Raw genomic sequence first — 26,302 nt, 5'->3', positions numbered from 1 at the left:
GAGTAATGTCAGTTGGAACAGTCGATCCCAAATGGTGGATCGCAAAAGCCGAGATACCAGACGGACCATTTGATGTTGAAATCGTACGTGAACGTATCAGGACACTGGAGCTCTTTCCTGATAACCTTGCTTGTCCAGTTGGTGGGAATGAGTGGAAACCACTTAGAGAGTGGAAGGATGCATTCGAAGACGCAATTTCTGTTGCTGTATCACGACTTCCACCACCTCCTCCTCTTACTTCCATCACGGATTGTGTTCAGGCAAATTCAGCTCCGGAAAAGTTAACCCTTCAATCAAGGGGAGAAAGGAAATCAATCTCAGAAAATACAGAGGGGCAGCCTAGCAACTCATCAGAACCTCCACCCAATATTGCCTACGGAGCAAATGACGCATTCGAACCCTATCTCCAGTATATCCTGGATTTAAAACAATACATGCAACCGGGCTGGATCTTATACCTGATGATAATGGTTCCGTTTTTGCTACCAAACTTTGGTTCGACTCCTGGCAGCCCCTGGTTTCTTGCCATCATTGCGACAATCTGCGGTGGCATTCTCTTCTCTGTATTGATTAAGCCCGGGGAAAATGATTATGGGATCGGTATCGGTGCCTTCATCTTTACATTCATCATTGCAATTCCGTTGCTCTTTTTCTTCCAGGAGATGGCTACCAAATATGCAGGTACTCCATTTTCGGAAGTCATGAAGACCGGCGGAGGGCGTTTTAAAATCTTTCTCTGTCTAACCTGGTTAATCGGAAATGGCTACAACCAGATCTCTCCAGATGATCTGGGAGCGAGCCTACCTTTCTTTTACCATTTTGTTGCAATGTTCTCGAGTGTCGCTTTATGCGAGGAAGTATTGAAATTCATTCCTGTAATGTACGTGGCAAAATCTACCGCGGGAGACTGGAAGCAGAGAGGCTTGTTCGTGGGAGCCCTGTCAGGGCTCGGCTTCGGTATTGTGGAAGGAGTGATGTACCATTCCCAGATGTATCAACCCCAGGAAATGCCGCTCTCGATCTATTTGCTGCGATTCTTCTCAGTAGCAATGTTGCATGGCTGCTGGACAACAATTTCTGCAGCCTGTTTTTATTATCTATTAGAAAATCCGGATGATAATTCTCATAAACCGCCAACAGACATCTTTGAATATACGTTTTTAATTCTATTTTCTGTGATATCTTCGATGGCCCTGCATAGTCTCTATAACGTTCTCGTTGCACGGTCGTTGTTTCTGGGTTTATTGGTAGCATGGTTGACGGTATTTATCACTGTGCGATTATATTACGCTCAACAGGAGCCAGATAACCTGCGTGGTACAGATTCAGCTGAATGCTCTACATAACAACGAGCACCTGAAGTATCAATTCCCCCTGTTCTCTTCAGCACTGTACGGCAGAACGATACCAGTCCATCGGATTCCTCACTAAAGCCCCGATAAGCTGGTATTTTTTCAGCACAATCTGCCTGGCGGTGTGCAATTCACAGTGCCCGGCCAGTCTGCAGGATCGGTGCTTGAACTGCTTCTCGACAGGCAGGTAGGCCACCTGTCCCTGGCCCGACTCTGTTTTGGAAATATACAGAATCAAATAATACCGAGGTAAGTCAGCCATCGGCCCTATCGGCCCAGAGCATAAAAAAAAGAACTGAAAAGTAGCCTTTCTTCAAGTTTGAATCTTCTGCAGAGAGAATTAATGCATCAGTATCAACTCATGTGTCCAGTGCCTTAGGTGAGAAAAGCACAATTCTCAATTGGCTAAAACCTCTCCCAGGAATATTGTCGCATGTTTCGATCTAATAAAGACTTACAAAATAAATTACTAAACCTGTAAGACTGATAATCTTTCACCAGCTTACGGTTTACCCTGAAATGCAGGTCTTATGAATGATTTTCGTAACTCTCTTGTGCCATTTAGTTCTCCCAAGGTGTACATTATGGTAGCTGTATGAAGTGAAGATGAAGGCACCTGGAAACCACAACCATGGAACTGGATCGTCTGATCACATTTTTTTCCACGAATCCATCTGCAAGGCTGTTGCGCGCCAATCAGGCGGCCTATATCGTTTATTTCCTGAATCAGCACTTCAAAACAAATGGGAATTTGGCGACTCCGAATACCGAACTCGTGCAGAGCCTGAAAGGTTTTCTGGAACACATTCATGAAACCGAGCCGGAGGTACTGCGTGACAATGCGGAAACTTACCTCAATCAGTGGTCCACTGGTGAGACGCGCTGGTTGAGGCGATATTACGACTCGCAGCACGCGGATTCTGTCTTTCAACTGACGCCACATTCCGAAGATGTCCTGACATTTCTGACGGATGTCACTGATCATTCTCTCGGTTTTGTCGGCACGGAATCCCGCTTCACCCGGATTCTTGAGACATTATCCGACATCGTTATTCGTGGCTCTGCGGACCGGGAACGTCGATTGAGTTATCTGCAAGCAGAACGTGATCGTATCGAGGAAGAGATTCAATCGATCGAGTCGGGCGAAATCGTATCAACACACAGTTCAACCGCCATTCGTGAGCGATTTTCGGATGTCATCTCCGATCTGATTTCGCTGCAGGGGGATTTTCGAGCTGTAGAAGAGTCGTTTAAGTCCATCACGCGCGATGTTCAAAAACAGCAATCGGAGGCAGTGGATACTCGCGGGCAAATTCTGGGTTCTGCACTGGCAGCGGAAGACCGGCTCAAGGACGAAGACCAGGGGGCCAGTTTTCAAGCGTTTTTCAAGATGCTGCTGTCCCAGTCGAAGCAGGACGAACTGGAAAAGATGATCCGACAACTCGATGAGCTAGACGAACTGGCTTCTCAGACGGAAGGGAAATCGCGTGTCAAAGGGATGATCGGCAATCTGTCAAAAGAAGCGGCTCGGGTCCAGCAGACAACGCGACGACTGAATGCGACGCTCCGCCGGTTACTGGATTCCCGCATCAGCACGACGCGACTCCGCCTGGCAACAGTTTTAAGAGAGATTCACTCAGCAGCAGTCCGGCAGGCAGAATTACAACCCGAAGCAGAAATCGAAGTCTTTACAGAGATTGATTTGTTTAACGGCATGGAGCGTCCTTTCTGGCAGACTCCGATCCAGTTTGAGGCGATCGAACTGAAGCAGGAAGAACCAAACGCAGCTGAGCGGTTGAATGTCTTCCAGCGACTTGCTGAAATGCAGCGGCTCGACTGGGATACCATGCGATCTAATATTAAAAGTCAAATCGATTTTAACGAACGTGTGACTCTGCCTGACCTGCTGAATATCTTTCCTCCCGACAACGAACCTCTCGAAATACTCGGGTATATCCAACTCGCTTATGACGGTGGCCATGAAGTTGACGAAAACGAATTCGATCTGATCAGCATCGACACTCCCATGGGAATACAGGACTTTGAGATTCCCCGGGTTGTGTATTTGTCTGAAACTGAAAGACTGGAGCGTGTTCACAGGAGGGCCACCGATGAGTGAAATCCCGGAATTCCGCGAACGGGGTATCGTGGCGGTCCACCTGCTGCAAGGTGTGATCTATGAGGAACAGGAAGAAATCTGGTCACTGTTGCTGAGCAATGAATCTGACCTGACTGACTACTTCTGCGAGATCGGTTTGTCACTGGTCATCGACCGTACGGAAGGTATGACCTACCTGCGTCAATTCAGCGACGACGAACGGACAGGAGGTTATGAACGCCTGCCGCGTTTATTCCGCAAAGCGCCCCTGACTTATAAAGTGCCCCTCCTGTGCGTACTTTTGCGCGAGGAGTAGACGCATGAGTTATCTAAACTATGACCGGTTGGCCGTGTGCGGTTTGTTATCCCCAACAGCGACTTCATCCCGACATCGGTGTTCCACTCTGGCACAGTCAGTTCTGATGACAATGATGTCCTGCGTTTCGTTGCTGAAATGATTTGACTATTTCCAGACGCGAGAACTCGCGCGAAAATGTCTGGACATGTTATGACAAACAGGAGGGCAAGAGAGCAACCTACGCGCGTTCGCTCCTGAAAGGTCAAAGTCGATAGTCCTTCACGGCTGACCTACTCCGGCCAACGTCAGTTCCTTCAACAGGTTTTGTTGGCAAAGATCAATTGGCTACGGGACTTAAAGTTCGACAGTCTATTTGTACCCGACGAATGAGCGCATTTCGCTTTACGATAATCTGGCAGTCCCGTTTCGGGCGTTGAAGCATTATTTCCACAGGACAGAAGAAGCTTAATTCGAGCCCAGGCTCAGGATGGCTTCTTCGCGGGTGTCGAACAGAGGCCAGAGCGTTCCCAGTTTAATAGTATGGAGAATGTACTGCATGTTATCGCAGGCGTTACAGAAAACAGCCTGCCCGCCGGACTGTTTGGCCTGTTGCAGGAGACGGGTGAGACAGCTGATGATGATCGAATCCAGGTATTCCACGCGATTGAGATCGATGATCACGTTAGAAATTTCAGGTGGGTTCAGCAGGGTCAGGATTTTATTGGATTCAATCTGGATGTTGTTATACAGGAACTGCAGGGCCGATCCCTGGGGAATTACAATCAGATTCGGGGCAATGACCTCTACCTCGAAAATTTCATAGTTTTCAGACATGATTTGAGCTCAATCTCCACTGGCCCACTAACGAGATAACATAAGAAAATAAAATCCAGAGAAGTGAATGTTCTATCATAGCCCATTCACTTTCCGGATTTCAATCAGTGAGACGGATAACTTTGATTTAACTCAATCCTTCTGCGTCCTGCTGTGTCTCAATATGCACAGGCTGTTTTTTCTGATCACGTTTTTTAGAAATTTTCCGTTTTAAAGTATGCACGGAACGCCTGATGGCAACATTGATGGCCGATGAGAGTCGTTCGCGGGTTTCCTGGACGACAATCGGTGCGCCGAGTCGGGTCTGCATGACAATGCGGCACCGCTGATTGATGCCTCCTTTGGGGCCATTGATATCTGTAATGCAGATGCGGACCGTTTTGATCCAGTTTTCGATGCGATTGACGGCCTTGTCCCATTCGCGTTCGATGTACTCTCTGGTTCCAGGACCACAATTGATCTGTGTGGCGACACATTCAAAATCATAGTTTCTCATTGGAAAATCCTTTGGGAAAGAGAACAACGGTTTCAAAGATTGAAGTGATTCTCGGCGGTGCAGTGGATCAGGAGATTTCTCACCAGCGCTCCGAGTATGCTTTACTGGAAACGTCTGAATAATACATCCGCTTAAAATTTTCGTAGGAAACTGACATGATCAGATCGAATTCTGCCGATTCGTGTTGCTGAAACTTCTGATAGAACAGATCAAAACGTTCGATCTGTGCTGTGTAAGCGGTTTGATTCCATTCCGGGTATAACGCCTCTTCAACCTGCTCGGCGATCGATGCGATTTCCAGGTATAAATCTGCATGCTGATCTCTCAGCCGCTGTGATTCAGCAGCGGTGAGGGCGTCGACCTGGTCTGCATGATCGAAATAGCCGAAGGTGGCTTCCAACGCGAAATGCATCGCCAGTTGGTCTCTCAGTTCGTTGATGAGCACGCTGAACCATTCCGGTTTGAGTGTCAACGGATCAGGAACCAGCCAGAAGGTACGCAGATTTTCCATGAGATTGTAGAGCCTGAGATTATCCTCTTTGATCTCTTTGAGAAAAGCAGCATTAACAGTGACCTGACGAGAGTTGCTGATCATGGTGATGTTCCCGTTTAGAAAAGTGTGTCTCGAATTGAGTCCGTGCTGCACCAACAGTGACATAAAGAGCAATCGCGGCAGTTTCCGGACCAGAGTGCTGCAGACTGATTGCCGTTAATAAAAGCTGTAACGCGTAATACGTCTTGAGGTGTCCCGTGATCGAGATCCGTTCAAGATCCTGTTGGCAGGTGAGCTGCAGAAATTGTGTGTCTTTCAGCAGTTCATCCAGTCTTGATTTCGTCAGTGTGATGGAATCCGTCGCCAATCCATTGTTTGACATGTCATTCCCGTTCGCTTGAGTGAGGAGCGGACTGTCAACTGCCGTTGACAGTGTCACCCCACGTTGATGGTTGCAGCCGGAAGGCAAAACAGACCATGGTGCGCCGCAGGTTAGAATCAGGCCCCAGTACAAGCCTGTCTCTCGCTCATCCAGACGGCACACCATGGTGATCCTCCTTAAAAATGATCTGCCACAGGAGAAGAAAGGCAAAGCGCATGCCAAACCCGGGGAACAGGAATACCGACTTGCCGGGGAGGCGTTTCAAGGGAGACCGGATGTGAACTGCAGGTGACAGCGTCGCGCACGGCTGACACTTCTCGGTTCCTCTTGCAGATCGCATCAGTCTTAAGTGATGAGTGCATCAGGAACCGCGCTCACCGTCGACCAACTGGCATGCTGTTTGCTTACTCTAATCCGGTAAACACCTCGAGGTGCCTCATGGTTTCCATTACGAAAGGGCACCGCAATGCGCAATTTATTAAACAAACAGACTCCTCGGCTGGTTCCATTCACTCCTCCACGATTGCCTGCACAGGCGGAGCGGGAGGATGTATTAGGGCAGGTGATCCTCTTTCTGGTGATTCTGCTCGCGATCCTGTTGCAGGCACTGACGTAGAATCTGATCGAATCGTCTCTATTCAATTGCCCGCCGCCGGTTAAAATGGAATGCGCTTTGAAGAACATTCCCTGTCGGGGATTTTGTACTTCACCCGTGATAGACATCCATCAGAACAGGCGGCGAGGCTTCATGTCCGGCGAATTCAGTGCAGATTGTTTTCGAGCGATTGCCAATTACACCTATGACTGGGAAAGCTGGCATGCTCCGGATGGACGTCTGCTGTGGGTCAATGCGACCGTCGAACGGATGACCGGCTACACGCCCGAAGAATGCCTGGTGATGCCGGACTACCCGCTGCCGCTGGTCGCGGAAGAGGACCGTTCACGCATCACAGAGATTCTGACCGCGGCGCAACAGGGAGATATCGGAAATGATATCGAATTCCGTACCGCTCACCGCGACGGGCGCAGTCTGTGGACGGCAGTTTCCTGGCAGCCGATCTATAACGATTCGGGAACGCACCTCGGTTTCCGTACCAGCATTCGCGATATCACGGAACGGCACGAGTTAAAAGAGCAGTTGCGGCTGCATGCAGCGCATCTGGAGCAGCTTGTGCAGGAGCGGACCACCCGGATTACGCAGCTGGAAATTCATCGTCGGAAAATGGAAAAGCTGGCCGCGCTGGGCCAACTGGCCGCTGGCGTGGCACACGAAGTCAACAATCCCCTGGCGGGGATCCGCAACGCATTCGCGCTGTTCAAAGCTGATATCGCTCCCGATAACGAACATTACGAACTGCTGGAATTGATCGACAGTGAAATTGAACGGATCAGTTCGATTACCCATCAGATGTATCAGTTGTATCGCCCCAGTTCGCATGATGCGACGACCTTTTCATTATCGCGTGCGATTGAGGACGTTGTCTGTCTCTCGCAGCCCGCGGCTGCGAAAGCCGGTGTCGCGATAAACTGCGAATCGGATCGGGAAGAGGTCCAGGTGACGCTGCCTGAAGGGGAGGTCAAGCAGATCCTGTTGAACCTGATGCAGAATGCGATCCAGGCATCCCCGGAAGGAAGTGCTGTCCGTTTAGAAGTGGGGGCCGGTGATACTACTGTCAGTGTGGCGGTGATCGATCAGGGGGAGGGGATTCAGCCGACCGATCTGCCGCGGATTTTCGATCCTTTCTTCACGACTAAAGTTGGAGATTCCAAGCAGGGGATGGGGCTGGGATTGTCGGTGTCACGGAGTCTGATCGAGGCGATGGGAGGCACTATCGAAGTGACCAGTCAACCGGGAGCAGGGGCTGTCTTCACGGCGAACTTCCCGGTAGCAGATCCTCCCGGGAATCGTTAACGTAAAGCGTTACTGTCTGAGTTCCATTGATCTGATCCTGAAGTGCAACAGACGAAGAGAAGACATTCATGAGTGAAAAGCAGACCCCGCGAATCCTGATTGCAGACGACGAACCGCTGTATCTGAAAACGACCGGGCAGTTGCTGCGCAAAGCCGGGTTTGACTGTGTTTGTGTTTCGAATGCGGGGGCCGCGATTGAAAAACTGGAAGCGGAGCCCTTCGATCTCATTCTGTCTGACCTGAATATGCCGGGCAATCTCAAGCTGGAACTGCTGCACCAGGGACGCAGTAACTGGCCGCACATTCCACTGATCGTTGTGACCGGCGTGCCTTCCATGCCGTCTGCGATTGAAAGTATCCGTCTGGGAATCACCGACTACCTGTTGAAGCCGGTGAAATATGAAGATCTGCTGGCGAGCGTCCGAAGGGCGCTGGCCATTCCGAGTCGTGTTTTCCAGCGGAGCGAGAGCATCAGCGCCCGCGAACAGAGTGAATTAGCGAAACGGTTTCCGAATATCGTCGGGTCAAGCGCTCCGCTCATGGAAATTCTGGATATCGTCGACCGCATCGCCGAGACCGATGTGAATGTGTTAATTACCGGAGAAAGCGGGACCGGAAAAGAGGTGGTCGCGCAGACCATTCACGCGCACAGTCTGCGCAGTAAGGAAAACTTTCAGGTCATCGATTGCACGGCGATTCCGGAATCCCTGTTCGAATCGGTGCTGTTTGGTCATGTGAAAGGGGCTTTTACCGGCGCGGTGAACGACCAGGAAGGCTTGCTGAAACTGGCCGACAAGGGGACCGCATTCTTTGATGAAATCGGTGAGTTGCCGGCTGCGTCGCAGTCCAAGCTGTTGCGGGCGATTCAGGAATCCCGTTTTACGCCTGTGGGAAAAAGTCAGGCCGTGCAGATCGATACGCGATTCGTCTGTGCGACCAATCGGAACCTGGAAGCGGAAGTGAGTGCCGGTCGTTTTCGTGGCGATCTGTATTATCGACTGGGAGTGATTCATATCGAACTGCCTCCCCTGCGTGATCGGGAAGATGACGTTGTCTTACTGGCCGAACATTTTCTCAATCTGACCCTGAAGAAAAGTGGTCGCGAGTTGCAGTTCGCCCCGGAGACCCTGGAGTCTCTGCGGGAATACTCCTGGCCGGGAAATATTCGGGAATTGAAGAATGTGATCGAACGTGCCGTCGCGTTGACACGTGGGGAGACGATTGAAAAGACCGAGCTTCCTGAATCACTACTTAACCCGCCGGCGGATCTCCAGCACGATTCCAGTGGCGTGGCCGAGGGATCACGGGATGAGGCCATTGAAAACGCCGAGTATCAGTACCTGACCGCTTTACTGGAAAAGCATGAGGGGAATATCTCACAGGCAGCGCAGCAGGCTGGCCTCTCGCGACAGGGGCTGCATAAACTGCTGAACAAGCACAATATTTCTGCGGCAGATTTTCGCTCGTAAAATTTTCGGGCGGCGTGAGTGTCTCTCTTGGAGACTGTCAACCCGGGGCGACACCTGTCAGCCCCCGTTCACACCCCATGGTCCCGTTTTCTTAAGTGCCAATTCCGGAAAAACCGGCAGTCTATAGATCAATCGATGTCGAATTGGCGCCCCCTGCACGGAACCGATTGCCGCTGTGAGGTACTGGCCTGAAACTTGCTCTAAGAGATCTACAGTCCACGCGACTGGATGATGCGAATTACCGATGGAATACGAGTATCGACTGATAGATTTGAAGTCAGGAAAAGGAAGATGAATTTAAAACAGAAACAGATCGTAATCACGAGGAACGATTATTATAAACTCTCGCGACTGTTAAACAGCGAGTACACCCAGGCAATTGGGAATAAGCCGTACCTGACCGGTTTACGGAGTGAACTGGAGGCTGCGGTGATTGTCGATCCAGAAGAGATCAGCCCCGATGTGGTGACGATGAATTCCAAGGTCACCCTGGTCGATCTGGATATCAATGAAGATGAGACCTATGTGCTCGTCTATCCGGACCAGGCTAATATCGCCAGCGGAAGGCTGTCGATTCTGACGCCGATTGGAACTGCTATATTAGGCTGTAAAACAGGGGATGTGGTGAGCGGGAACGCCAGCCGCATGCAGATTAAAGAGATTGTCTTCCAGCCGGAACGGGCGCGGGTTCCTTCCTGAAATCCCCGAATGTTTTCACGTTAAATTCAAGACCAGCCTGAGATGGGAAGGGCTGTCAACCGCGATTGACGAGCGCTCCCCGTCGCGTTGACAGCCCCTTCCCCAGGCAGGTCACAGCTTAAGGTGTGATATCAATCTGCAGCAGATCCGGGTACAGCTGTAAGGACAGCAGGAACAGGACAAAAGGTGTGATTCCCAACAGTACCAGGATCAGGATCAGCCTGATAACCATGAAAGACTCTGCCCGATACGAGTCTGTTTCTTCTACGCTGCGTGACATTCGCGTCGCGTGAGTTTCCACGTAAGGTGTCATTCGTGAAGCACTCAGCCTCTCAAACGAGCCCTGTGTGTGTCGCCTGATTTTCTGGCGGGAACGGGTTTCATGATTTGATTTCATCAGCATGTTCAGCCCTCCTGCATCAGGGACATTCGTGGATCGAAAACGACAAATCTCATTTACATGAGAGAAGCAAATCGTGGGCCATAAAAACATGCATTCCAGATTTGGGTTATTGCAACTTTGTAAGCAAGTGGTTAGGAATCCCGTCGTAAAAACAGCAGTTTGCGAACGAGACGGGCGAATCATAATTGCTTCTATCAGTCACTCGCAGAAAAACAGCCACTTATGGTAAGTCGCATGCAGTTGTTTTTTATCTGAAAGCACGACACCTGAATGGAAGGTGGAGTTCATAAACACTGTGGCACTGCGGCCAGTGAAGGTTTCTCAGAGTTCTGAAAGCGGTCATCCAGCGAATGTGGACTGTGCCTCAGTCGGGTATAAAGAAAGTGGATTCTCCATATTTAACAACATATCATCACCGAGACCGAGTCCATCAAGATGCCCCTGCCCCCCTCATCGTTTACTAAGACTAATTACAACTGCTATTTATTGCCTGTGAATTCAATCAGCTTTATCTCTTCTGGCTAACCAGGATTAAGGTTGCCTTTCGTTATCTATTAAGGCCTCTCGCCTTTATATTGCTATAGCCTATCGGAGAAAGCCATTGATACAATGCCCCTTCCCCTGTTTCTTGATCCATGCGGAATGCGAGAGATATTGTTATCTTGTATTCTGGAAAGGGATCAGATCTATTAAACGAAAACGCTACACAGAAGAACAAATTGCTTTTGTTTTACGCCAGGCTGAATCAGGAACCACAATGGCGGACGTGACCCGCAAGATGGGCATTTCTGAGCAGGCCTTCTATCGCTGGAGTAAGAAGTACGCCGGGATGGGGGTGGCTGAACTGCGGCGTCTGAAGCAACTCGAGGAAGAAAACAAGAAGCTGAAACAGCTCGTGGCCGACCTCAGCCTCGATAAGAAGACGCTGCAGGATGTCGTCCAGGGAAAGGCATGAGGTCTGATTGTCGTCACGTAGTGGTGAAGCGGCTTCAGGAAGGTTATTCCCAAAGTGAACGTCGTGATTGCACGGGTATTGAAATTTCCACGAGCCAGCTACCGCTACAAAAGTGTTCGAGACGAATGGACCGAATTACGTATCCGGTTACGTGATCTAGCCCGTATCTGAAGCCTGTATGAAATATCCTCAGAACGCGGGGATGTCAGCTGGAAGGCCTCTATCTAGTTGACGTTCAGCTCATGGATCTGGAAAATGGAGAGCAAAGGATCTAGTGCGTGCCCAACTCTTCGCTTTCAGTGAAGTTAACATATGCAGAACAGCTTATCTGGTCCAACTGAGAAAAGATGCGTTTACTTGATGATATATTGTGTGCTCATATAGTTTTACTCTACATGAATTGGACCAGTATTGGATCGCTTTATTTTAGATTGAGAATTACTTGAATTGTTGTAAACCACTTACTGATACGTTCTCCACAGGAATGTGCAAAATGTCGAATCCAAATAAATATCGGGCGGTTACTATCTCCGAGTACGATTACAGCAGGCTACAAGAACTGCTGCTCGTTGCAAATCAATTTGCGTCACCACCTCCTTCTTATATCCGTCATCTTGAGACAGAATTATTACGAGCAAAGATAGTTCCTCCAGATCAAATTCCGCCATATCTGGTCACTATGAATACTCAAGTCAAAATGACTGACTGCAAGACTGGGAAGCAACGGGTCTACACGCTCGTGTTTCCTCAAGATGCTGATTTGGAAGAAGGAAAGCTCTCGATCCTCTCCGACTTGGGAGTCGCAATTTTGGGATATAGCGTTGGGGATACTATAGAGTGGGAATTTCCGGAGGGGACAAAGCAAATCCAGTTGGATATGATCTGCTTTCAGCCCGAAGCTACCAAGCACTATGAATTATAATGCTTATTTCGGATTGGGATTTCATATACTTAAAACTCACCAGGTAAAGAGGCCGGACTTTGATAATTGAGTCCGATCAACATCTATAAAGATTCAGACACTTTAGGAGCCGTGGGATTTTTCATACCTGTTGTGTATTTTTTGTACTCGGAAAAGATTATTGTTTAACTGCAGAGGGCCCTGCCATTTTTCAAATAAAATTACTCCACAGGTTCTTAGCTGAGTTATCAGCGTGATTTCAGCTTATGGAGACAACCTTACCCGTGATCCGTTTATGATGACATTATACCGGAGCGTTGGGGCTGATAAATGATCTCTTTGATCAGCATTTGACTTGCATAGCCACTCACTTTATCACCAATCCTGCAGCCGAATATTGCGGTGCCAATCGGGGTCAGGATTGATAATTTTCCGTCATTAATGTTTGCCTCGTCTGGGTAGACTAGGGTATAGATCTCATCCTCATTCAAGTCCTGATCAATCAGTTTTACCTGCGAATTGATCGTCACTATGTCTGGTGGTATAAAATCCGGCTCTACAATATCGGCGTTATATAACTCCCCCCTTAATCGCGAGATGTAGGGGTTATTGCCAATCGCCTGTGTGAACTCGCTCTGCAGCAATAGCGACAATTTTCGATGATCGCTTTTGGAAATTACTATTCGTTTTTGGTTCATCAATTACATCCCTGGATTTTTAGAAAATGATAATCTTAGAACACAACATTACATTGTCTCTGAAATTATGTCAGTAAATCCATGATGCAATTATCGGGCCGATTCAGAGGATACTTAGCATAGTCAAAGTAAGCTTGAATATGGCAAAATGCTAGTTGATTTGACCATGTTTTCTTGTGTATCGTCATTTCGGATTCACTGTCAACTAATGTTGACAATTGTCATTCAGTGCTGACAAGACGAGTAATGTTGTCATGGTCAGAAGGATTGTCTGCTCAGCTATTCCTCGAATTTCCTCAATCCGGCAGCAAGCAGATCCGAATGGCCGGGTTTGAACGGCCTTAAATCGTAGCCATGCTTCAACAGATAACCTACAACAAGATAAGAACGAATAAGCTGTAATGAAGCAGATGGATTCTTATTTATGGGAGCAGGAAAGAATTCCAGACGATATCAAAGCACCAACTTCATTGATGAAAAGCCACTGTGTTGAAAAAATGAATGCATCCGTGTTAGGAAGAAACGGATGCATTCATCCACTATGATTGATTGGAACTGGACGAATCCAAGCCATAGTGTTGCGCTCATTGTGCTCCTGATTTTCAGCTGACTCAGGAGGACATATAAAAAAATATCGTCGTCATGCCCATTGGGGGTTTAGTAGGATGCTTTAATTTCTAATAATTCTTGTGGGATCGACGAGTATTTGATTCTATGTGAAATCAAGTCTATGAATCGTTTTCAAGAGTTGGCCAAGGACTCTATGTCCTGGCGTGGTCCGAAGAACTCGAAATGAATTCGATCAGTTGAGACATTCAAGGAGTGTAGGCAAGAATAAACATTCTGCATGAACGGTTTAGGACCACAGAAATAAAATTCGGCATTCTCGAAGGGAGTCCAGTCACGAATGATTGTTTCATCTACAACGCCATTCGAATCATAATTTTCCCTTTCGACGTCTTCTTCAAGAGGGCAATCATACATCGTAAGCGTTCTGACGTTTGGACCATTATCTTTTAATTCTTGAAGTTCTTTTCTGAAAGCATGAGTCTGGCTGTTGCGTGCTGCCTGTAAAAAATAGAGAGGGGCTTCAGGCTGAGAAGCGATCAACGATTTTGCCATCGATAATAATGGAGTGACACCAACGCCACCGGCAAGGAAGACAACCGGGGTTTCATGCTGATCAGAGAGATTCAATGTAAATTCTCCGCAAGGCGGGCCGATTTCCAAGGTGTCGCCAACCTGAACTACATCGTGTAGATAATTCGAAATCAGTCCAGCAGGAGCATCAGGGGTGAGGCTCACTTCGCGTTTAACACTGATACGAAAATAGTTTTGTCCCGGCTGATCCGAAAGACTGTAGTTGCGGGGTGAAGTGGGAGTGGTTGGATGATCAATTCTGACGGTAATGTATTGGCCCGGTATCCAGCTCGGAAGTGGGCCATTGTCGGCAGGCTTCAAATAGAAGGATGTAATGACATTACTCTCTGATTCCTTACGTTCAACGATAAACGGACGATAGCCGTTCCAGCCTCCAGTTAAAGCACGCTGTTCAGCATAAATTTGTCGCTCACGTTCTATGCATACATCCGCAAGGAGTTGATAAGCTTCGCCCACCGCAGCCAAGATTTCGTCTGTGGCAGCTTCTCCCATAACCTCCTGAATCGCTGCCAATAAGTGCTTGCCGACGATCGGATACTGTTCGGGTTGAATACCTAAAGAGCAGTGCTTCTGAGCAATGAGCTCAATTGCTGGCGTGAGGGACTCCAGATCATCAATGTGTGAAAAATAAGCGCAGATGGCACCAGCAAGAGCTTTTTGCTGGCCACCGGAATGTTGGTGTGATTGATTGAAGAAAGCTTTGACTTCCGGGTTCCCTGCGAACATCTTCTGGTAGAAAACGCGAGTGACGGTTTCCGCATTTGCCGCGACAACCGGAGTGATATTCTTGACAATACCGATGGTTTTATCACTTAGCATTGATGGTTCTCCTGAAGAAAAACTTGCTATATGTGGGAAGTTAATTATACTGCACCTGAATGTATAGAATTGTTTTTCTTGTACGTCAACGCCTAATTGTGGACCTCCATATATTTTTCGGGAAATCAGATGCTTTCGAAGACTCATGAATATGCATTGCGTGCAGTAGCCTGTCTGGCGGGGCAACCCCATAAACCAGAATCGGCAGATCATCTGGCAGAAAAGACCAAAGTACCCCGACGGTATCTCACGCGTGTTCTGCAGGACCTCACCGCTGGAGGAATTCTGAAGTCGCGAAGTGGCCCCAAGGGGGGCTACGAATTGATTACTGATCCTTCAGAACTTTCAATTCTGGATATCGTGAGCGCTATCGCCCCCATGGAACGAATCAATAGTTGTCCGTTGGGGCTGAAATCGCACACCAGTCTCTGTCCCTTACACGCAGAATTAGATCGTGTATATGCCGAAGCGGAAGCTGCATTCGCTCGCGTGACAATCGGCCAGCTACTTGAGTCCACCACAACGATCGTTCCCTTATGCGAGAGTTGATGAAATTGTTGAAGGGAACTTTAACTTCGTTGATTCTATTTTTATAGCAAGAGAGATGATCACCCAAGTCTTGAAATGGAACGTTGTGTCTTTAGTAATTTACCTTTGATTGGTTGTGATGAAGATTTCTGCTTCAATAACCGTTTAGAGAAAGTGGGAAATGATGATTAAAGTATCAGTGATGCTATGCGGATGTGTTTTGGCTTGTACTTTGGTTTCGTTCGCTGAACCACCAGGGCAGGAGAGCCTCACCCAGGCACAGGGGCTAAAAAGAGGGGCGACAAAGAAAACCGATGAAAAGCAACTGGAACGGCGGATGTCAATCGACGAGGCACGTTTACGGGCGCGACTTACTCACAATATATATTCGGCGACTTTGGATTCCATGCATAGAAGTTATTTTGTCAATGAGCGAGCTGCTGTTCCTGCACGGGTAATGCAACGAATGTTTGATGATGTGGAGGAAGTAGAGAGAATCAAGGCACGATGGATTGCCGTAAATGCCCGCGCGATGAGTATCGACCACGAGCCGAAAACCGATTTTGAAAAAAAGGCTGCTCAGGAACTGGCGTCGGGTAAAGAGATCTATGAAAAAGTCGAAAATGGTGTTTACCAGCGAGCAGGTGCGATTTCATTAATGCATCATGGTTGTTTGAGCTGTCATGTTGGGTTTGGAAAGAAAAATACGAAAGATCGATTTGCTGGATTGATTATATCGATCCCAATAAAATGATATGAGCTGATAGCTGGCTGGGATATTATTTGTCGTCATGGTGTACTAAAGAGCTTAAGCCTCGTCCTAAATATTTCTGAGGCGATAACGACGCTCCAGTTCAATCAACTGAGGGATGAAATCGGAGTGTGCTTTTATCCAGAAAATAAAACGAGGTGTTTGTCGACCAGTCTCTCTTGACATAAATGGTACTCCCCAGAAACTGAGCAGGCCTCGGTCGTACCATCTGTTTTAGAATCACTGAATATGAAGGAGGTTGACTCAGGAAGATCTCTCCAGCGAGGTGTACTTACTTTTTTCTAACCAGGAATGCTCACATTCTTTGGACACGTATTCTTTTTTCATAGGAATTCTTCAGCACTGTCAGAAAGAAATTGAATTGATCTGACAGCTGGGTTTTCAATCGCAGTTCGTAGCATTAAGTCAAATATTTCCTGAGTTTCGAACATAAGGAAACATACGTTAAACCAGCCATATTCGCTTTGGCTTGCTCAGCAAACTTTCTGTGCACTTTCCTCAGGTGTCGTGGACCGACAAGAACAGTATCTGTTGCTATTATTCCAAATTGCAGGTCAGGTCTTCTGAGTTTGTTATTTGAAGCAAATCAAAATATCCCCATCATAATTTTCTCTCCTCAGGTCTCTAAGCAATAGTAACGCCAGTAACACAACCATGATTGCAGATAAAGCTTCTACATCAAGTACGTGTAGCATATGCGGTACGATTGCCGACACAGCAGTAAGTATTCCGTCGATGATGTCCCAGTCGAAACGTAGTAGATTCTTTAATGAGATTGTCATCAGGCCCTTGGGATTAATAAGACCCAGAAAAGGCGAGTGAAGGGCTTTATCCAATTAAGTAAATCGATCTACGGTACCAACCGATTTCACTTTTCACCTGAGCTTAGATTGCTATAGAAGCGTTATGCCAGAGGAGATGAATCAATGCTTCATGATTTGTAATGTCAAAAGCAATGATGAATCCTCAATCGCTTTTACGGAATGAGTCTCGCCACCATTCAGGAAAGTTAAATTCCCTGGAACCATGTCAAGATCCTTTCCCTGAGTAGAAAACTGAACCCGACCTTCCAGGCATTGGACAGTGATAGGACCTGGACTGGAATGAGGGGATATTTCTTTTCCTTTCTTCATGACCAGGCGTATTATTTCAAGCTTGTCTGTCTTGGCTAGTGTATGAGTCTTAGTCTCTGAAAGCTTTTGTTTCAGTGGGTCGATTTTAATGATTGTTCCAGATTCTGCATGTGGTATAGCCATATATGACACCTCTATTGAATGATTATTTCGAGAATTCAGTGATACCTATAAACTTAATCGAACTAGTTCGATTGTCCCCAAATAGGGCCGACCTCCATACCTCCCGTGGACTGCCAGATATTGTGTCCTTGCTCAATCGCGCGCGAGTCAATCAGTAGTTTCTCATCCGGCGTTAAAACTTTGTCAGGAATGGGGGGCATCCGTTGATAGATTCGACTTCCGGTCCATTCCAAAGCGAGAAATGGGAATACTAACACTGTTGCAAACGCTACCCATGCGCGATTCATGCTCGCCGTCGTTTATACTCTGGAAGTGTTTCCCAAGCAGAATACAGGTCGTCGAATCTGCATTTGTGATCAACACCATTTTATAAATATTGTTGACAAAAAGGTGACTCATATCTATATTCCGTAAAAGATGTATCTCTTATACATGTTTATTACAGATCAGGATTGAAAATGCAACTCACCGTGCAAACTGATTACGCGTTGCGAACTCTGATGTACCTGGCGTCTCAAGACGAGCGGGTCACGGTCGCAGATGTCGCCACCCTCTTCCAGATTTCAAGTAATCATGTGGCGAAGGTGGTCAATCAGCTATCACGCTTTGGATATATCCGCAGTGTTAGAGGGTTAGGGGGAGGAATTGAACTCGCAACCCCTCTTGAAGAAATACGTTTGGGAGAAGTGATCGAACGCTTTGAAGGTAGCTTGCACCTCTTGGATTGCGTTGGGACTGATAATGTCTGTGTGATTCAGCCATTCTGTAAGCTTAAAGGGGTTCTGGCAGAGGCCGAACGGATTCAACTGGAGTATCTCAACAGTGTTACCTTGGCTGGTGTTGCCCCTTCAAAGCAACAGTTGTTGAATTTAACTTAATCATATTCTGGTAATTGCATTGAAGTTGAAATTAATCTTCATCTGGTAGGAAGAAAGGAAGCCTCATGCTCAAGACAGGAATTGTTACAAGCCTCGCAGTGACTATTCTGTTTCTCTTTACTCTCGATTTAACAGGCCAAGATCAAAAGATTGGAAAAACGTCTGACGAGCCGACTGCTCAAGAGCCTGGACAGCCTTCAAAGTCCGCGGTTAAACGGACTCGTCAAACCGTCAAAATGCTGGATGATATCTATAAACAGGCGATTGTGCTTATTACAGATAAGTATGTAAATGACGATGACGACTTTCCTGCAGGCAGCGCGGCGGTTGAGTTATTTAAGCGAGTCGGCAAAACAGGCTTTCATCATGTACGCCTTCTGGATGTGACAGGTGAGCCTTACGAACCCCAGAATGTGGCCAAGACCGAATTCGAGAAGCAAGGCGTTCGAAAACTCAAATCAGGTGAACCTTACTATGAGGAGGTAATCATCAAAGAAGGGCGGCCCTACCTGCAGGCGATGACGCCTGTTCCCGTGGTGATGAAAAAATGTGTCATGTGCCACCCTCACTACAAGGATGTGAAGGATGGACAACCGATAGGAGCGATCAGCTATGAGTTACCAATCAAGTGAGTCTCTCCATAGAGATCCGGAGGCTACGCAGTTTCATTCTGAATTGCACACACTCATAAATGCATTCGGAGACGCTGTTATCAGTGTCGATCGTGATGGGCGGTTTGTCCTCTGGAATCCTGGAGCCGAGCGCCTGTTTGGATATACGTCTACTGAAGCACTCGGAGAGTCGCTGGATCTGATTATCCCTCCGCAATCGCGCAAAGCACACTGGGAAGGATTTTACAAAGCCACGCGCCTGAATCAGACTCGTCTGGGAAGCGATTTGATCCATGTCCCCATGTTGCGCAAAGACCAGACTCAGTTTCCGGGAGCGCTGACCGTTGGCGTTGTGAGAGATGAAAATAAGAGGATTGTGAATATCGGTGCGATTATTCGAGAGGATACTATTCGCCAATACGATCAGTAATCATTGTTGATTTAATAATTTGGATAAGAATTCAAAAGGGCTGTGAAAGGTGGCCAACGTGTTAATACCGGCTAAGCTCTCTTACGACTAGTCAATGAATAGATGATGGTAAGCGGTGTCGAATATCGAAAAGTGGATAGAACCTATCCGCGATAAAACTCCTATGACTAACTATAGATTCCATGTTTGTTCAGTGCATATTGATGATCTCGTCACCCATGAGACGGATAGTGTTGTTTGGTGTGACTCTTATGTACCGCCAGGCAATTTGAGAAATGAGCTCTGGTGGTTGCCAGGATTGAATCCAAACCGTGAATTACAAGAATGGTTTTCGCATCATCCAGAGCTCTGGTATGAATTCCGTCGACGATATCGCTGTCAACTAATATCACAGGTTTCATTATGCGAACAGCTCAGAAGTTTAGCCTGCCAGGGCTTGCTGATCCTGGTCTATCAGAGTGGTTCAGCAAATCAAAACCTGGCGACTGTAATCGAAGATCAGCTGATTCATTTAGAATGCCAGCATCGCTGGAGCGCGGGACTAATGATTGGCGGCCACACATTTCCTGTACGTAGTGAGATTATCGCGCTGGGAGGTCTATGGTATACGAAACATAAAACCTGGATGATGCCTGACAAACAAAGCTGGAGGTATATCGTAGATTTACTCCCTGGTGATTTTTAAGGGGATGATATGTTCGGAGCCATTCTTTAATTTTTGAATTGAGAAATCAGAATATGAATAAAATTAGACTGCTGCTTTTTGTCGGATTTGGGTTGCTTTATCTCAGTCTGGGGCAGGGGAGACGTTCATCGCTCATCGTACAGGCGGAAAAGCCAAATGACAAAGCAGCGCTTTCAACATTGAAATCTCTACCGACGACAATCGGTGAGGCGCAAATACGCGCTCGGATTCTACATGAGACTATTCATGGCGCACTGCAGGTAATACACCGCGATTTTTTTCAGGAGGATGAGAGTCGAGTGATCCCCTCACATTCTCTGGAAGATGTTTTTAAAGAGCTGAACCGTGCTCATGGGGTAAAGATTCGCTGGCTGGCTGTAAACGCGAAGGCGATGAACATTGACAACGAACCCAAAACTGAATTTGAGAAAATGTCTGTCAAAGAATTGTCAGTGGGTAAAGCCAGTTATGAACAGGTAATCGATGACCAATTCCATTACACCGGAAAGATCCGACTACCATCCCAGTGTTTGAAGTGTCATCTTCCGATGCGTCGAGATAACCGAGATCGCGTGGCGGGATTAGTGATTTCTATGCCCGTAAAATCACATGGCAAAGCTGAATAATCCTATCTTCAGTTTATCTAGTTTAGGCTGCGCTGTTTTGATGACAGACTCAGCAAAAAGAAAGCTTTTCTCAGGTAAGTGACAGTTAGTGGTTATGTACGTCGATCTGAAATTTCGGATTACAACAGAAGATTCAGTCCCCGTTGATCATGGATATCATCTGTATGCTGCGCTTTCAAACCTGGTCCCTGATTTGCATCAGAAGAACGAAATCGGTATTCACTCATTGCGCGGTAAATATCTCCAGAATCATCACTTGAAGTTACGGACAGGCAGTAGTCTGGTGCTGAGAACCCCGGTAGAGCAGATCTTTCAGTTCTTATGTCTGACGGGAAAAACGATTCAGGTGAATCAGGCAAAGATACGGATTGGAGTCCCTCAAGTGACTGCTCTGCTTGCTGCCCCTACACTTTGGAGCAGGCTGGTAATAATCAAGATAGCGGGACAAAATGCGGCCCAGTTGGATGCCTTATCATTTCGAGCGTCAATAGAAAAACAGCTCTCTAGCTATGACGTGAATCCTGAAGGCAAGGTTGATATTCGAAAACGACGTACTCTAAAAATTAAAGATAAAGTAATAGTGGGGTATGAAGTTTTGTTAGAGAATTTGACTGAGGAAGAATCTCTCCAGGTGCAGATCATGGGGGTCGGTGGAAGGCGGCATATGGGCTGTGGCTTATTCACTGCATATCGACCGCGGAACAAAACGATGGTAACAGATATGGATGAGACGATAGGGCAGGGCGGCTATGGTATCGGTAAATGATTTAAAAACGATTGAATTAGAACTCCATGCACCGGGGATGTCTCCTCTACATCGTGCGGGGCTAGGAGGTTTGGCCTGCACGCTACATGCATGGCAAAAGGGAATGTGTTCAGGCGCAGGTACCAATTGGGATTATCCCTTTCGCTTTGAGATCAAGACTGACTCTATCACGTTGGAACTTTCTGAACCTCAGCAGGCTGCAAATGCGCTCCAGAAACTCTTTGAATTCGGGTTTCAAATCAATTCCGACGGTCTTATTTTTCTGCCAGGGCAGTTTCATTCTCCTCCGGATTCAGCATTGTTGGCAGATTTACAGGCTGGTTACCTTCTGACATTTTTGCAACACGGGACTTCGCGAAAATTGGCAAAAAACGAATCGCAGGTCTGTCATCGCTTGTCTGGTGGGGGAAGCTGGGAGGTACCTGTTGCTTATCGAAAATGGTCCTGGTTCAAGCAGCAGTCTGGCTGGAAAGATCTGATTGATCAACACGGGCGATTTCAGACTCAACCGATAAGAATCGACAGCTCAATCTATCCGGGAGCATCCATCCGTCATTTTGCTTTCAAGAATCAAACAGCTATCAAAGAACCATTAAAACGAATTCTGCCACTGTATTTTTCTCTGGTAGGTTGTCTGGCAATGGCAGTGAATCGAGGTGTTGGAATACTGCTCGTACCAGAGGTAAAAGATTTGCATGAATTTATTCAGCAGCGTCCCCGACTAAATCCTCAACATGCCAGCGAATGTCGCGTGTTAAATTCTGCCGATGCGATTTTACAGGCTAAAATGAGGGTCGGTGCGAAACTGGGAATCAATTCAGTCACATTTCAGCCCACTCCCTGGGCCCTTCAAATTAAGTCTCGCGTTAAGACCTGCGAAGTTGGAACATTGGATGATCTGACAATCAGCCACTTTCAAAAAGTGTATGACGCGCTGCGGCCTCGAATTGTTGCCTTAGAGTCAGACCTCAATAGATCCAGTTCGAAGCAGACAACCGTTAAAGCTTTTCAATCTGGATATCGGGTCGACAGTATCATGCGATCCCTGATAGCAGAGAATCTGATAGCTCGGAAACCCTGGTATTCAGGGTTTTCGAGCATGATGTCCAAAACTAATCCTAATACTGGCAGACTGTTTCGTGATCAGGTCATGTATGAAGCCCAGGGGCTGCATCAGCTCATCTCCACTCCCGGAATTTGGGGCCGAGATGAAGAGCGATTGCTGGTTGGCATGATTCAGAATGCAGTAACAGGTCTGCTTTCCGGGAAAAGATCAGAAGCAATCCATTCAGCAAGACGGTCTGCCCCATCAACCTGTGGATGGGCTTATGAGAAGATACGACTCAAACTAGCCAGGACGCAATGTCAATCACAGTTGCGGTCTCTGCTCAGCCAATTGTTGAATCAAAGTAGTTCTAAAAAAACGTTATCTACGGAATACAACCAGTGTCTGGCATTTATAAATGAGGACTGGCAACGTTGTCGCGATTTAAGTCTGCTGGCTCTGGTTTGTTTTTCTGGACGTGTCAGTGAAGAACAGAAACTGAAACAATCTGCCTGAATATTTAAGAACGTGGAGACTGGGTATGTCCCTGCATGTCTATGCTAATTTTGTAACACCCTATGGGACCGCTGCTAATAATCGGGCGGAAACGGATGGTAATATCACAACTTTACAAAAAATTCTCTGGCTGGGCCATCCGCATTCTACCGTAAGCGCGGAAGCGATACGTTTTTCACTGCGGAGACGTCTGGCAGATCTGGAAGACTCAGGTACGAATCGACGCTGGAATGAGACTGAACGCACCAATTCCTGGGAGGACCCGGAGTTTCGAGGATGGGATACTGACTCTGGCAAAACCTATATTGATGATGACCTTTTGGGGTATATGCGGGCTGAGGCTGCCAAAACCGAAGGTACTACTTCCACCAAAGTCCGTCGTGCAGTGCTGGAACTGACTCGTGCAGTCTCTTTAACCCCCTGGAACGGTGACGTCACATTCAATGCTGCCAGTCCAGGAGCGACACCAGCGGCAGTTCGTGGTAAGGATAAATTCAAACATCCGGTTCCTTATGGTTGTGAAGTGCATGCCACGCGATATCAGTACGGCATGTCACTGACACCGGAAAGTCTACGGGAAAAGTCCAGGGCAGCCTCCGCCATTGATGCATTGTGTCACCTGGGGACAGTGGCAGGTAATCAAGGACGGTTCTTATATGACTTCTCTCCCGATGCCGTTGTATTCCGGTTGACCCACGATCCGGCACCTCGAATTCTTTATTGTTTCGAGTCGAACGATCACGGGAAGACTGTTTCCGTCGATCAGCTCCTTGCACGCCTGGATTCTGGCGATATTCAGATTGAAGAATTGATAGGTGGCGTCAGTGATTTCGAATCTCCCCTGTATCAACAATTGAAAAACAGGGGCCTCGAAACGATGGGAGTGAAAGCTGCGTGTGCCTCCGTGCTTGATAGGATGTCAAAGCTAATAGGAATCGAGGCTCAACCGTGATTGGAGTTCGTGTAACTGTGCCCGTCTCCTGTTTCCGGAAAGGATACGCGCGGGAGTATCTGGAAACTCATCTTTTACCACCACCGGCAACGTGCTACGGATTCCTGTTATCGCTAGTTGGAGAATGTGATCGGAAGCGACATATCGGCTGTCGAGTGACCGCAGGACTTATCTCCACGCCGGTGAAGAGTGTTGTCTTGAGAAAAGTCTGGCGAGTGAAAAATCCACGTCCTGAAGCACGTGAGAATATTCGTCCCGATTACCAGGAATTATTGTCTAATTTAGAACTGGTACTATGGCTCGATTCAGCAGAGGAAGATCGGAGTAGACCGACTCTGGACAAACGCGTCAGCTCCACGCTGGAATATCCGAAGCACACACATCGTTATGGTGGACTTTCTCTAGGAGAAAGTACCCATCTGGTCAATGACGTTTCGGTTATCAAGGAAATATCAAAGTTGAAAGGAGATTTAGAAGCGACCATGTTTCTTTTGGATGCTCGAGGAGAACAAACCTTGCCGGTTTGGGTAGATCACGTGCAATCTACCAATACGCGTTATGTCACTGGGACTATACAAACACGAAATCTGAATACGCTTTCACGTGACGAAATTCCGATGATCATCCCGCCCTGATGAATCATGGATTTTGTGGTGAAGCATTTATGCTGGTATCCATGGGATGATGCCGTCAGGCGTTGAGTATAATGGTGAAATCCTGAATGTTGATCGAGTCTATTTTATATGAGATGCCGTCAGGCGTTGAGCATTCAAAGCAGGTTTATAAAACTCCTTGATAATATATTAGATGCCGTCAGGCGATGTACATGAAATGGGGGGACAACTCTGTCCAAGATGTAGTCGATTCAGCTACCTAGTTCTTCGTGAGTCAAAAATGAATTCTCCAAATCAAAGCGATGTGATTGTTATCGGAGGTGGTCCAGCCGGCGCCACAGCATCCACCCTCGTGGCACAACAGGGATATTCTGTCAAATTATTGGAACGTGAACCAACTCCTCAGTATCGGATTGGTGAATCACTGATCCCCGAGACATACTGGACATTTAAGCGTCTGAATATGCTGGATAAGTTAAGAGCCAGCCATTTTGTCAAAAAACACAGCGTTCAATTTGTGAATTCTTCCGGCAAGTTATCAGCCCCATTTAATTTCTTTGAACACAACCCACACGAATGCTCGCAGACCTGGCAGATCCGCCGGAGCGAGTTTGATGCAATGATGTTACAGAATGCCCAGGAGCAAGGGGTTGAAGTATCGCAGGGGGTGAGAGTTCTGGATGTACTGTTTCAGAATGACCGGGCTATTGGTGTTGTTATTAAAAATGCTGAAGGACGACGCGAAGAGCTTCTCGCGAGAGTGGTTGTGGATGCAAGCGGCCAAAGCTCTATGATACTGAATAAATTTAAATTACGAGAACCTGATCCAGAGCTGAATAAAGGTGCTATCTGGACATACTATGAAGGGGCTTACCGGGATGAAGAACCGAACGCAGGCGCCACGATTGTACTTAGTTTAAAAAAATCGACTGGCTGGTTTTGGTATATCCCGTTACATGAGAATATCGTGAGTGTTGGAGTTGTTGCAGACTTCGACTACCTGTTCAAAGAAAGACGGGACCATGCGACCACTTTTCAGGAAGAATTAATCAATTGTCCGGTTGTAAAAGAACGGCTCTCGCTGGGAACTCAGGTAGAGAAGGTCAGGGCAACCAGGGATTTTACTTATCGCTCTAAACAGGCTGCGGGAAATGGTTGGGTACTCGTTGGAGATGCTTTAGGGTTTCTTGATCCCCTCTATTCTTCAGGCATTCTGCTAGCTCTAAAGTCAGGCGAATTAGCGGCGGATGCGATTGTCGAAGGACTCAGAAAGAATGATACTTCGAAAGAGCAGCTTGGAAAGTGGGCTGAGGAGTATTTCAAGGGAATGAATCGTATGCGCCGCCTCGTGGTTGAGTTTTATAATGGCTTCAACTTCGGTGAATTTGTGAAACGTTATCCACACCATAAAGGTAACGTCACAAATCTGTTGATCGGCGATTTATTCAAGGACGAGCTGGATCAAGTATTCCTCGATATCGATCGAATGAAATCCAAAGATATGTAACCCTGGTCATGATGGGCCGAGAACTTAGTCCCGTTTTAACGATGCCTACTAATCGTATCTCATAGATCCCTGGCCAACATTTAGCGAATGTTCCAGGCGTATTATGTGAAATCTAATATTTCGCAGATATCAAAGGTTAAAATTGA

At 47.2% G+C, this 26,302-nt stretch carries 30 protein-coding genes and 1 pseudogene; 21 read left to right on the top strand and 10 right to left on the bottom strand.

Annotation, left to right across the window (positions count from 1 at the left end; translation table 11 throughout):
- Window positions 1–5: 5 nt before the first annotated feature.
- Window positions 6–1,346, top strand: a complete 1,341-nt coding sequence (locus tag F1728_RS25515; protein WP_155366398.1) for a PrsW family glutamic-type intramembrane protease — start codon at window positions 6–8, stop codon at window positions 1,344–1,346.
- Between the two features lie 37 nt (window positions 1,347–1,383).
- On the opposite strand, the gene F1728_RS25510 is transcribed toward F1728_RS25515, so the two are convergent.
- Window positions 1,384–1,614 (bottom strand): hypothetical protein, encoded by a 231-nt coding sequence (locus F1728_RS25510; protein WP_155366397.1) that lies wholly within the window; start codon window positions 1,612–1,614, stop codon window positions 1,384–1,386.
- 369 nt (window positions 1,615–1,983) lie between these two features.
- Here F1728_RS25510 and F1728_RS25505 point away from each other — a divergent pair, with 369 nt between their 5' ends.
- Window positions 1,984–3,471, top strand: a complete 1,488-nt coding sequence (locus F1728_RS25505) for a DUF3375 family protein (protein WP_155366396.1) — start codon at window positions 1,984–1,986, stop codon at window positions 3,469–3,471.
- Window positions 3,464–3,766: a DUF4194 domain-containing protein gene (locus tag F1728_RS25500; RefSeq protein WP_155366395.1), complete on the top strand. Its 303-nt coding sequence runs from the start codon at window positions 3,464–3,466 to the stop codon at window positions 3,764–3,766. The genes F1728_RS25505 and F1728_RS25500 overlap by 8 nt, the downstream gene beginning before the upstream one ends.
- A gap of 447 nt (window positions 3,767–4,213) precedes the next feature.
- Here F1728_RS25500 and F1728_RS25495 read toward each other — a convergent pair whose 3' ends face one another.
- From F1728_RS25495 to F1728_RS25480, 4 genes are all read right to left on the bottom strand, one after another.
- Entirely contained in the window at window positions 4,214–4,582 is a 369-nt protein-coding gene (locus F1728_RS25495; protein ID WP_155366394.1) for an STAS domain-containing protein, read from the bottom strand.
- Window positions 4,583–4,709: 127 nt separating this feature from the next.
- Window positions 4,710–5,078 (bottom strand): hypothetical protein, encoded by a 369-nt coding sequence (locus F1728_RS25490; protein ID WP_155366393.1) that lies wholly within the window; start codon window positions 5,076–5,078, stop codon window positions 4,710–4,712.
- A 79-nt stretch (window positions 5,079–5,157) separates the two neighbouring features.
- Window positions 5,158–5,673 carry a hemerythrin domain-containing protein gene (locus F1728_RS25485; RefSeq protein ID WP_155366392.1) on the bottom strand — a complete coding sequence of 172 codons (516 nt, stop codon included), beginning with the start codon at window positions 5,671–5,673 and terminating at the stop codon, window positions 5,158–5,160.
- A complete protein-coding gene (locus tag F1728_RS25480; RefSeq protein ID WP_155366391.1) occupies window positions 5,642–5,953 on the bottom strand; it encodes a hypothetical protein in 312 nt (103 codons plus the stop codon). Before F1728_RS25480 ends, F1728_RS25485 begins: the two co-directional genes overlap by 32 nt.
- Before the next feature lie 466 nt (window positions 5,954–6,419).
- On the opposite strand from F1728_RS25480, the gene F1728_RS25475 reads away from it, so the two are divergent.
- The 4 genes from F1728_RS25475 to F1728_RS25460 all read left to right on the top strand — a co-directional run bounded on the left by F1728_RS25475 (window position 6,420) and on the right by F1728_RS25460 (window position 10,033).
- Window positions 6,420–6,569 (top strand): hypothetical protein, encoded by a 150-nt coding sequence (locus F1728_RS25475; protein WP_155366390.1) that lies wholly within the window; start codon window positions 6,420–6,422, stop codon window positions 6,567–6,569.
- Window positions 6,570–6,701: 132 nt separating this feature from the next.
- Complete coding sequence (locus tag F1728_RS25470; protein ID WP_155366389.1) at window positions 6,702–7,865, top strand: two-component system sensor histidine kinase NtrB; 1,164 nt, start codon at window positions 6,702–6,704, stop codon at window positions 7,863–7,865.
- Window positions 7,866–7,933: 68 nt separating this feature from the next.
- On the top strand, window positions 7,934–9,334 hold the full coding sequence (locus F1728_RS25465; RefSeq protein ID WP_155366388.1) for a sigma-54-dependent transcriptional regulator: 1,401 nt from the start codon (window positions 7,934–7,936) through the stop codon (window positions 9,332–9,334).
- Window positions 9,335–9,625: 291 nt separating this feature from the next.
- Window positions 9,626–10,033, top strand: coding sequence for a GreA/GreB family elongation factor (locus F1728_RS25460; RefSeq protein WP_155366387.1), 408 nt, complete (start codon window positions 9,626–9,628; stop codon window positions 10,031–10,033).
- A 118-nt stretch (window positions 10,034–10,151) separates the two neighbouring features.
- Here the strand turns inward: F1728_RS25460 and F1728_RS25455 are convergent, their stop codons facing one another.
- Complete coding sequence (locus F1728_RS25455) at window positions 10,152–10,436, bottom strand: hypothetical protein (protein WP_155366386.1); 285 nt, start codon at window positions 10,434–10,436, stop codon at window positions 10,152–10,154.
- A 688-nt stretch (window positions 10,437–11,124) separates the two neighbouring features.
- Between F1728_RS25455 and F1728_RS25450 the strand changes: the two are divergent.
- Together F1728_RS25450 and F1728_RS25445 are read left to right on the top strand one after the other, a co-directional pair.
- A pseudogene (locus F1728_RS25450) lies at window positions 11,125–11,377 on the top strand (transposase); the annotation flags it as partial.
- 507 nt (window positions 11,378–11,884) lie between these two features.
- Window positions 11,885–12,313 (top strand): GreA/GreB family elongation factor, encoded by a 429-nt coding sequence (locus tag F1728_RS25445; RefSeq protein WP_194242520.1) that lies wholly within the window; start codon window positions 11,885–11,887, stop codon window positions 12,311–12,313.
- Window positions 12,314–12,585: 272 nt separating this feature from the next.
- Here F1728_RS25445 and F1728_RS25440 read toward each other — a convergent pair whose 3' ends face one another.
- Complete coding sequence (locus tag F1728_RS25440; RefSeq protein WP_155366383.1) at window positions 12,586–12,990, bottom strand: GreA/GreB family elongation factor; 405 nt, start codon at window positions 12,988–12,990, stop codon at window positions 12,586–12,588.
- 741 nt (window positions 12,991–13,731) lie between these two features.
- On the bottom strand, window positions 13,732–14,970 hold the full coding sequence (gene hmpA, locus F1728_RS25435) for an NO-inducible flavohemoprotein (protein WP_155366382.1): 1,239 nt from the start codon (window positions 14,968–14,970) through the stop codon (window positions 13,732–13,734).
- Between the two features lie 129 nt (window positions 14,971–15,099).
- Here hmpA and F1728_RS25430 point away from each other — a divergent pair, with 129 nt between their 5' ends.
- Entirely contained in the window at window positions 15,100–15,519 is a 420-nt protein-coding gene (locus F1728_RS25430) for an RrF2 family transcriptional regulator (RefSeq protein WP_145442683.1), read from the top strand.
- Window positions 15,520–15,679: 160 nt separating this feature from the next.
- Window positions 15,680–16,252, top strand: coding sequence for a c-type heme family protein (locus F1728_RS25425; RefSeq protein WP_155366381.1), 573 nt, complete (start codon window positions 15,680–15,682; stop codon window positions 16,250–16,252).
- 941 nt (window positions 16,253–17,193) lie between these two features.
- Here the strand turns inward: F1728_RS25425 and F1728_RS25420 are convergent.
- Both F1728_RS25420 and F1728_RS32735 read right to left on the bottom strand, forming a co-directional pair.
- Complete coding sequence (locus tag F1728_RS25420; RefSeq protein ID WP_155366380.1) at window positions 17,194–17,526, bottom strand: cupin domain-containing protein; 333 nt, start codon at window positions 17,524–17,526, stop codon at window positions 17,194–17,196.
- Between the two features lie 62 nt (window positions 17,527–17,588).
- On the bottom strand, window positions 17,589–17,726 hold the full coding sequence (locus F1728_RS32735) for a hypothetical protein (protein WP_390644265.1): 138 nt from the start codon (window positions 17,724–17,726) through the stop codon (window positions 17,589–17,591).
- A gap of 258 nt (window positions 17,727–17,984) precedes the next feature.
- Between F1728_RS32735 and F1728_RS25415 the strand changes: the two genes are divergently transcribed.
- From F1728_RS25415 to F1728_RS25370, 10 genes are all read left to right on the top strand, one after another.
- On the top strand, window positions 17,985–18,404 hold the full coding sequence (locus F1728_RS25415; RefSeq protein ID WP_155366379.1) for an RrF2 family transcriptional regulator: 420 nt from the start codon (window positions 17,985–17,987) through the stop codon (window positions 18,402–18,404).
- Between the two features lie 65 nt (window positions 18,405–18,469).
- Window positions 18,470–19,036 carry a c-type heme family protein gene (locus F1728_RS25410; RefSeq protein ID WP_145442687.1) on the top strand — a complete coding sequence of 189 codons (567 nt, stop codon included), beginning with the start codon at window positions 18,470–18,472 and terminating at the stop codon, window positions 19,034–19,036.
- Window positions 19,017–19,445, top strand: coding sequence for a PAS domain-containing protein (locus tag F1728_RS25405; protein ID WP_155366378.1), 429 nt, complete (start codon window positions 19,017–19,019; stop codon window positions 19,443–19,445). The genes F1728_RS25410 and F1728_RS25405 overlap by 20 nt, the downstream gene beginning before the upstream one ends.
- A 115-nt stretch (window positions 19,446–19,560) precedes the next feature.
- Window positions 19,561–20,130 carry a DUF488 family protein, N3 subclade gene (locus tag F1728_RS25400; RefSeq protein WP_155366377.1) on the top strand — a complete coding sequence of 190 codons (570 nt, stop codon included), beginning with the start codon at window positions 19,561–19,563 and terminating at the stop codon, window positions 20,128–20,130.
- A gap of 53 nt (window positions 20,131–20,183) precedes the next feature.
- Entirely contained in the window at window positions 20,184–20,756 is a 573-nt protein-coding gene (locus tag F1728_RS25395) for a c-type heme family protein (RefSeq protein ID WP_155366376.1), read from the top strand.
- 94 nt (window positions 20,757–20,850) lie between these two features.
- Entirely contained in the window at window positions 20,851–21,522 is a 672-nt protein-coding gene (gene cas6, locus F1728_RS25390; RefSeq protein ID WP_155366375.1) for a type I-MYXAN CRISPR-associated protein Cas6/Cmx6, read from the top strand.
- Window positions 21,506–23,083, top strand: coding sequence for a type I-MYXAN CRISPR-associated Cas8a1/Cmx1 (gene cas8a1, locus F1728_RS25385; RefSeq protein WP_155366374.1), 1,578 nt, complete (start codon window positions 21,506–21,508; stop codon window positions 23,081–23,083). The genes cas6 and cas8a1 overlap by 17 nt, the downstream gene beginning before the upstream one ends.
- 25 nt (window positions 23,084–23,108) lie before the next feature.
- Entirely contained in the window at window positions 23,109–24,035 is a 927-nt protein-coding gene (gene cas7i / locus F1728_RS25380; protein WP_155366373.1) for a type I-B CRISPR-associated protein Cas7/Cst2/DevR, read from the top strand.
- The gene (gene cas5 / locus F1728_RS25375) at window positions 24,032–24,670 is read left to right on the top strand and encodes a type I-MYXAN CRISPR-associated protein Cas5/Cmx5/DevS (RefSeq protein WP_155366372.1); all 639 of its coding nucleotides are present in this window, start codon (window positions 24,032–24,034) and stop codon (window positions 24,668–24,670) included. The genes cas7i and cas5 overlap by 4 nt, the downstream gene beginning before the upstream one ends.
- A 259-nt stretch (window positions 24,671–24,929) precedes the next feature.
- Window positions 24,930–26,156, top strand: a complete 1,227-nt coding sequence (locus tag F1728_RS25370; RefSeq protein WP_155366371.1) for an NAD(P)/FAD-dependent oxidoreductase — start codon at window positions 24,930–24,932, stop codon at window positions 26,154–26,156.
- The last annotated feature ends 146 nt before the right edge of the window (window positions 26,157–26,302 follow it).

The sequence above is a fragment of the Gimesia benthica genome, from assembly GCF_009720525.1.
Classification (GTDB): Bacteria; Planctomycetota; Planctomycetia; order Planctomycetales; family Planctomycetaceae; genus Gimesia; species Gimesia benthica.
The sequence above is the reverse complement of the archived record's forward strand: the minus strand, read 5'-3'. Positions and strand labels throughout refer to the sequence as shown.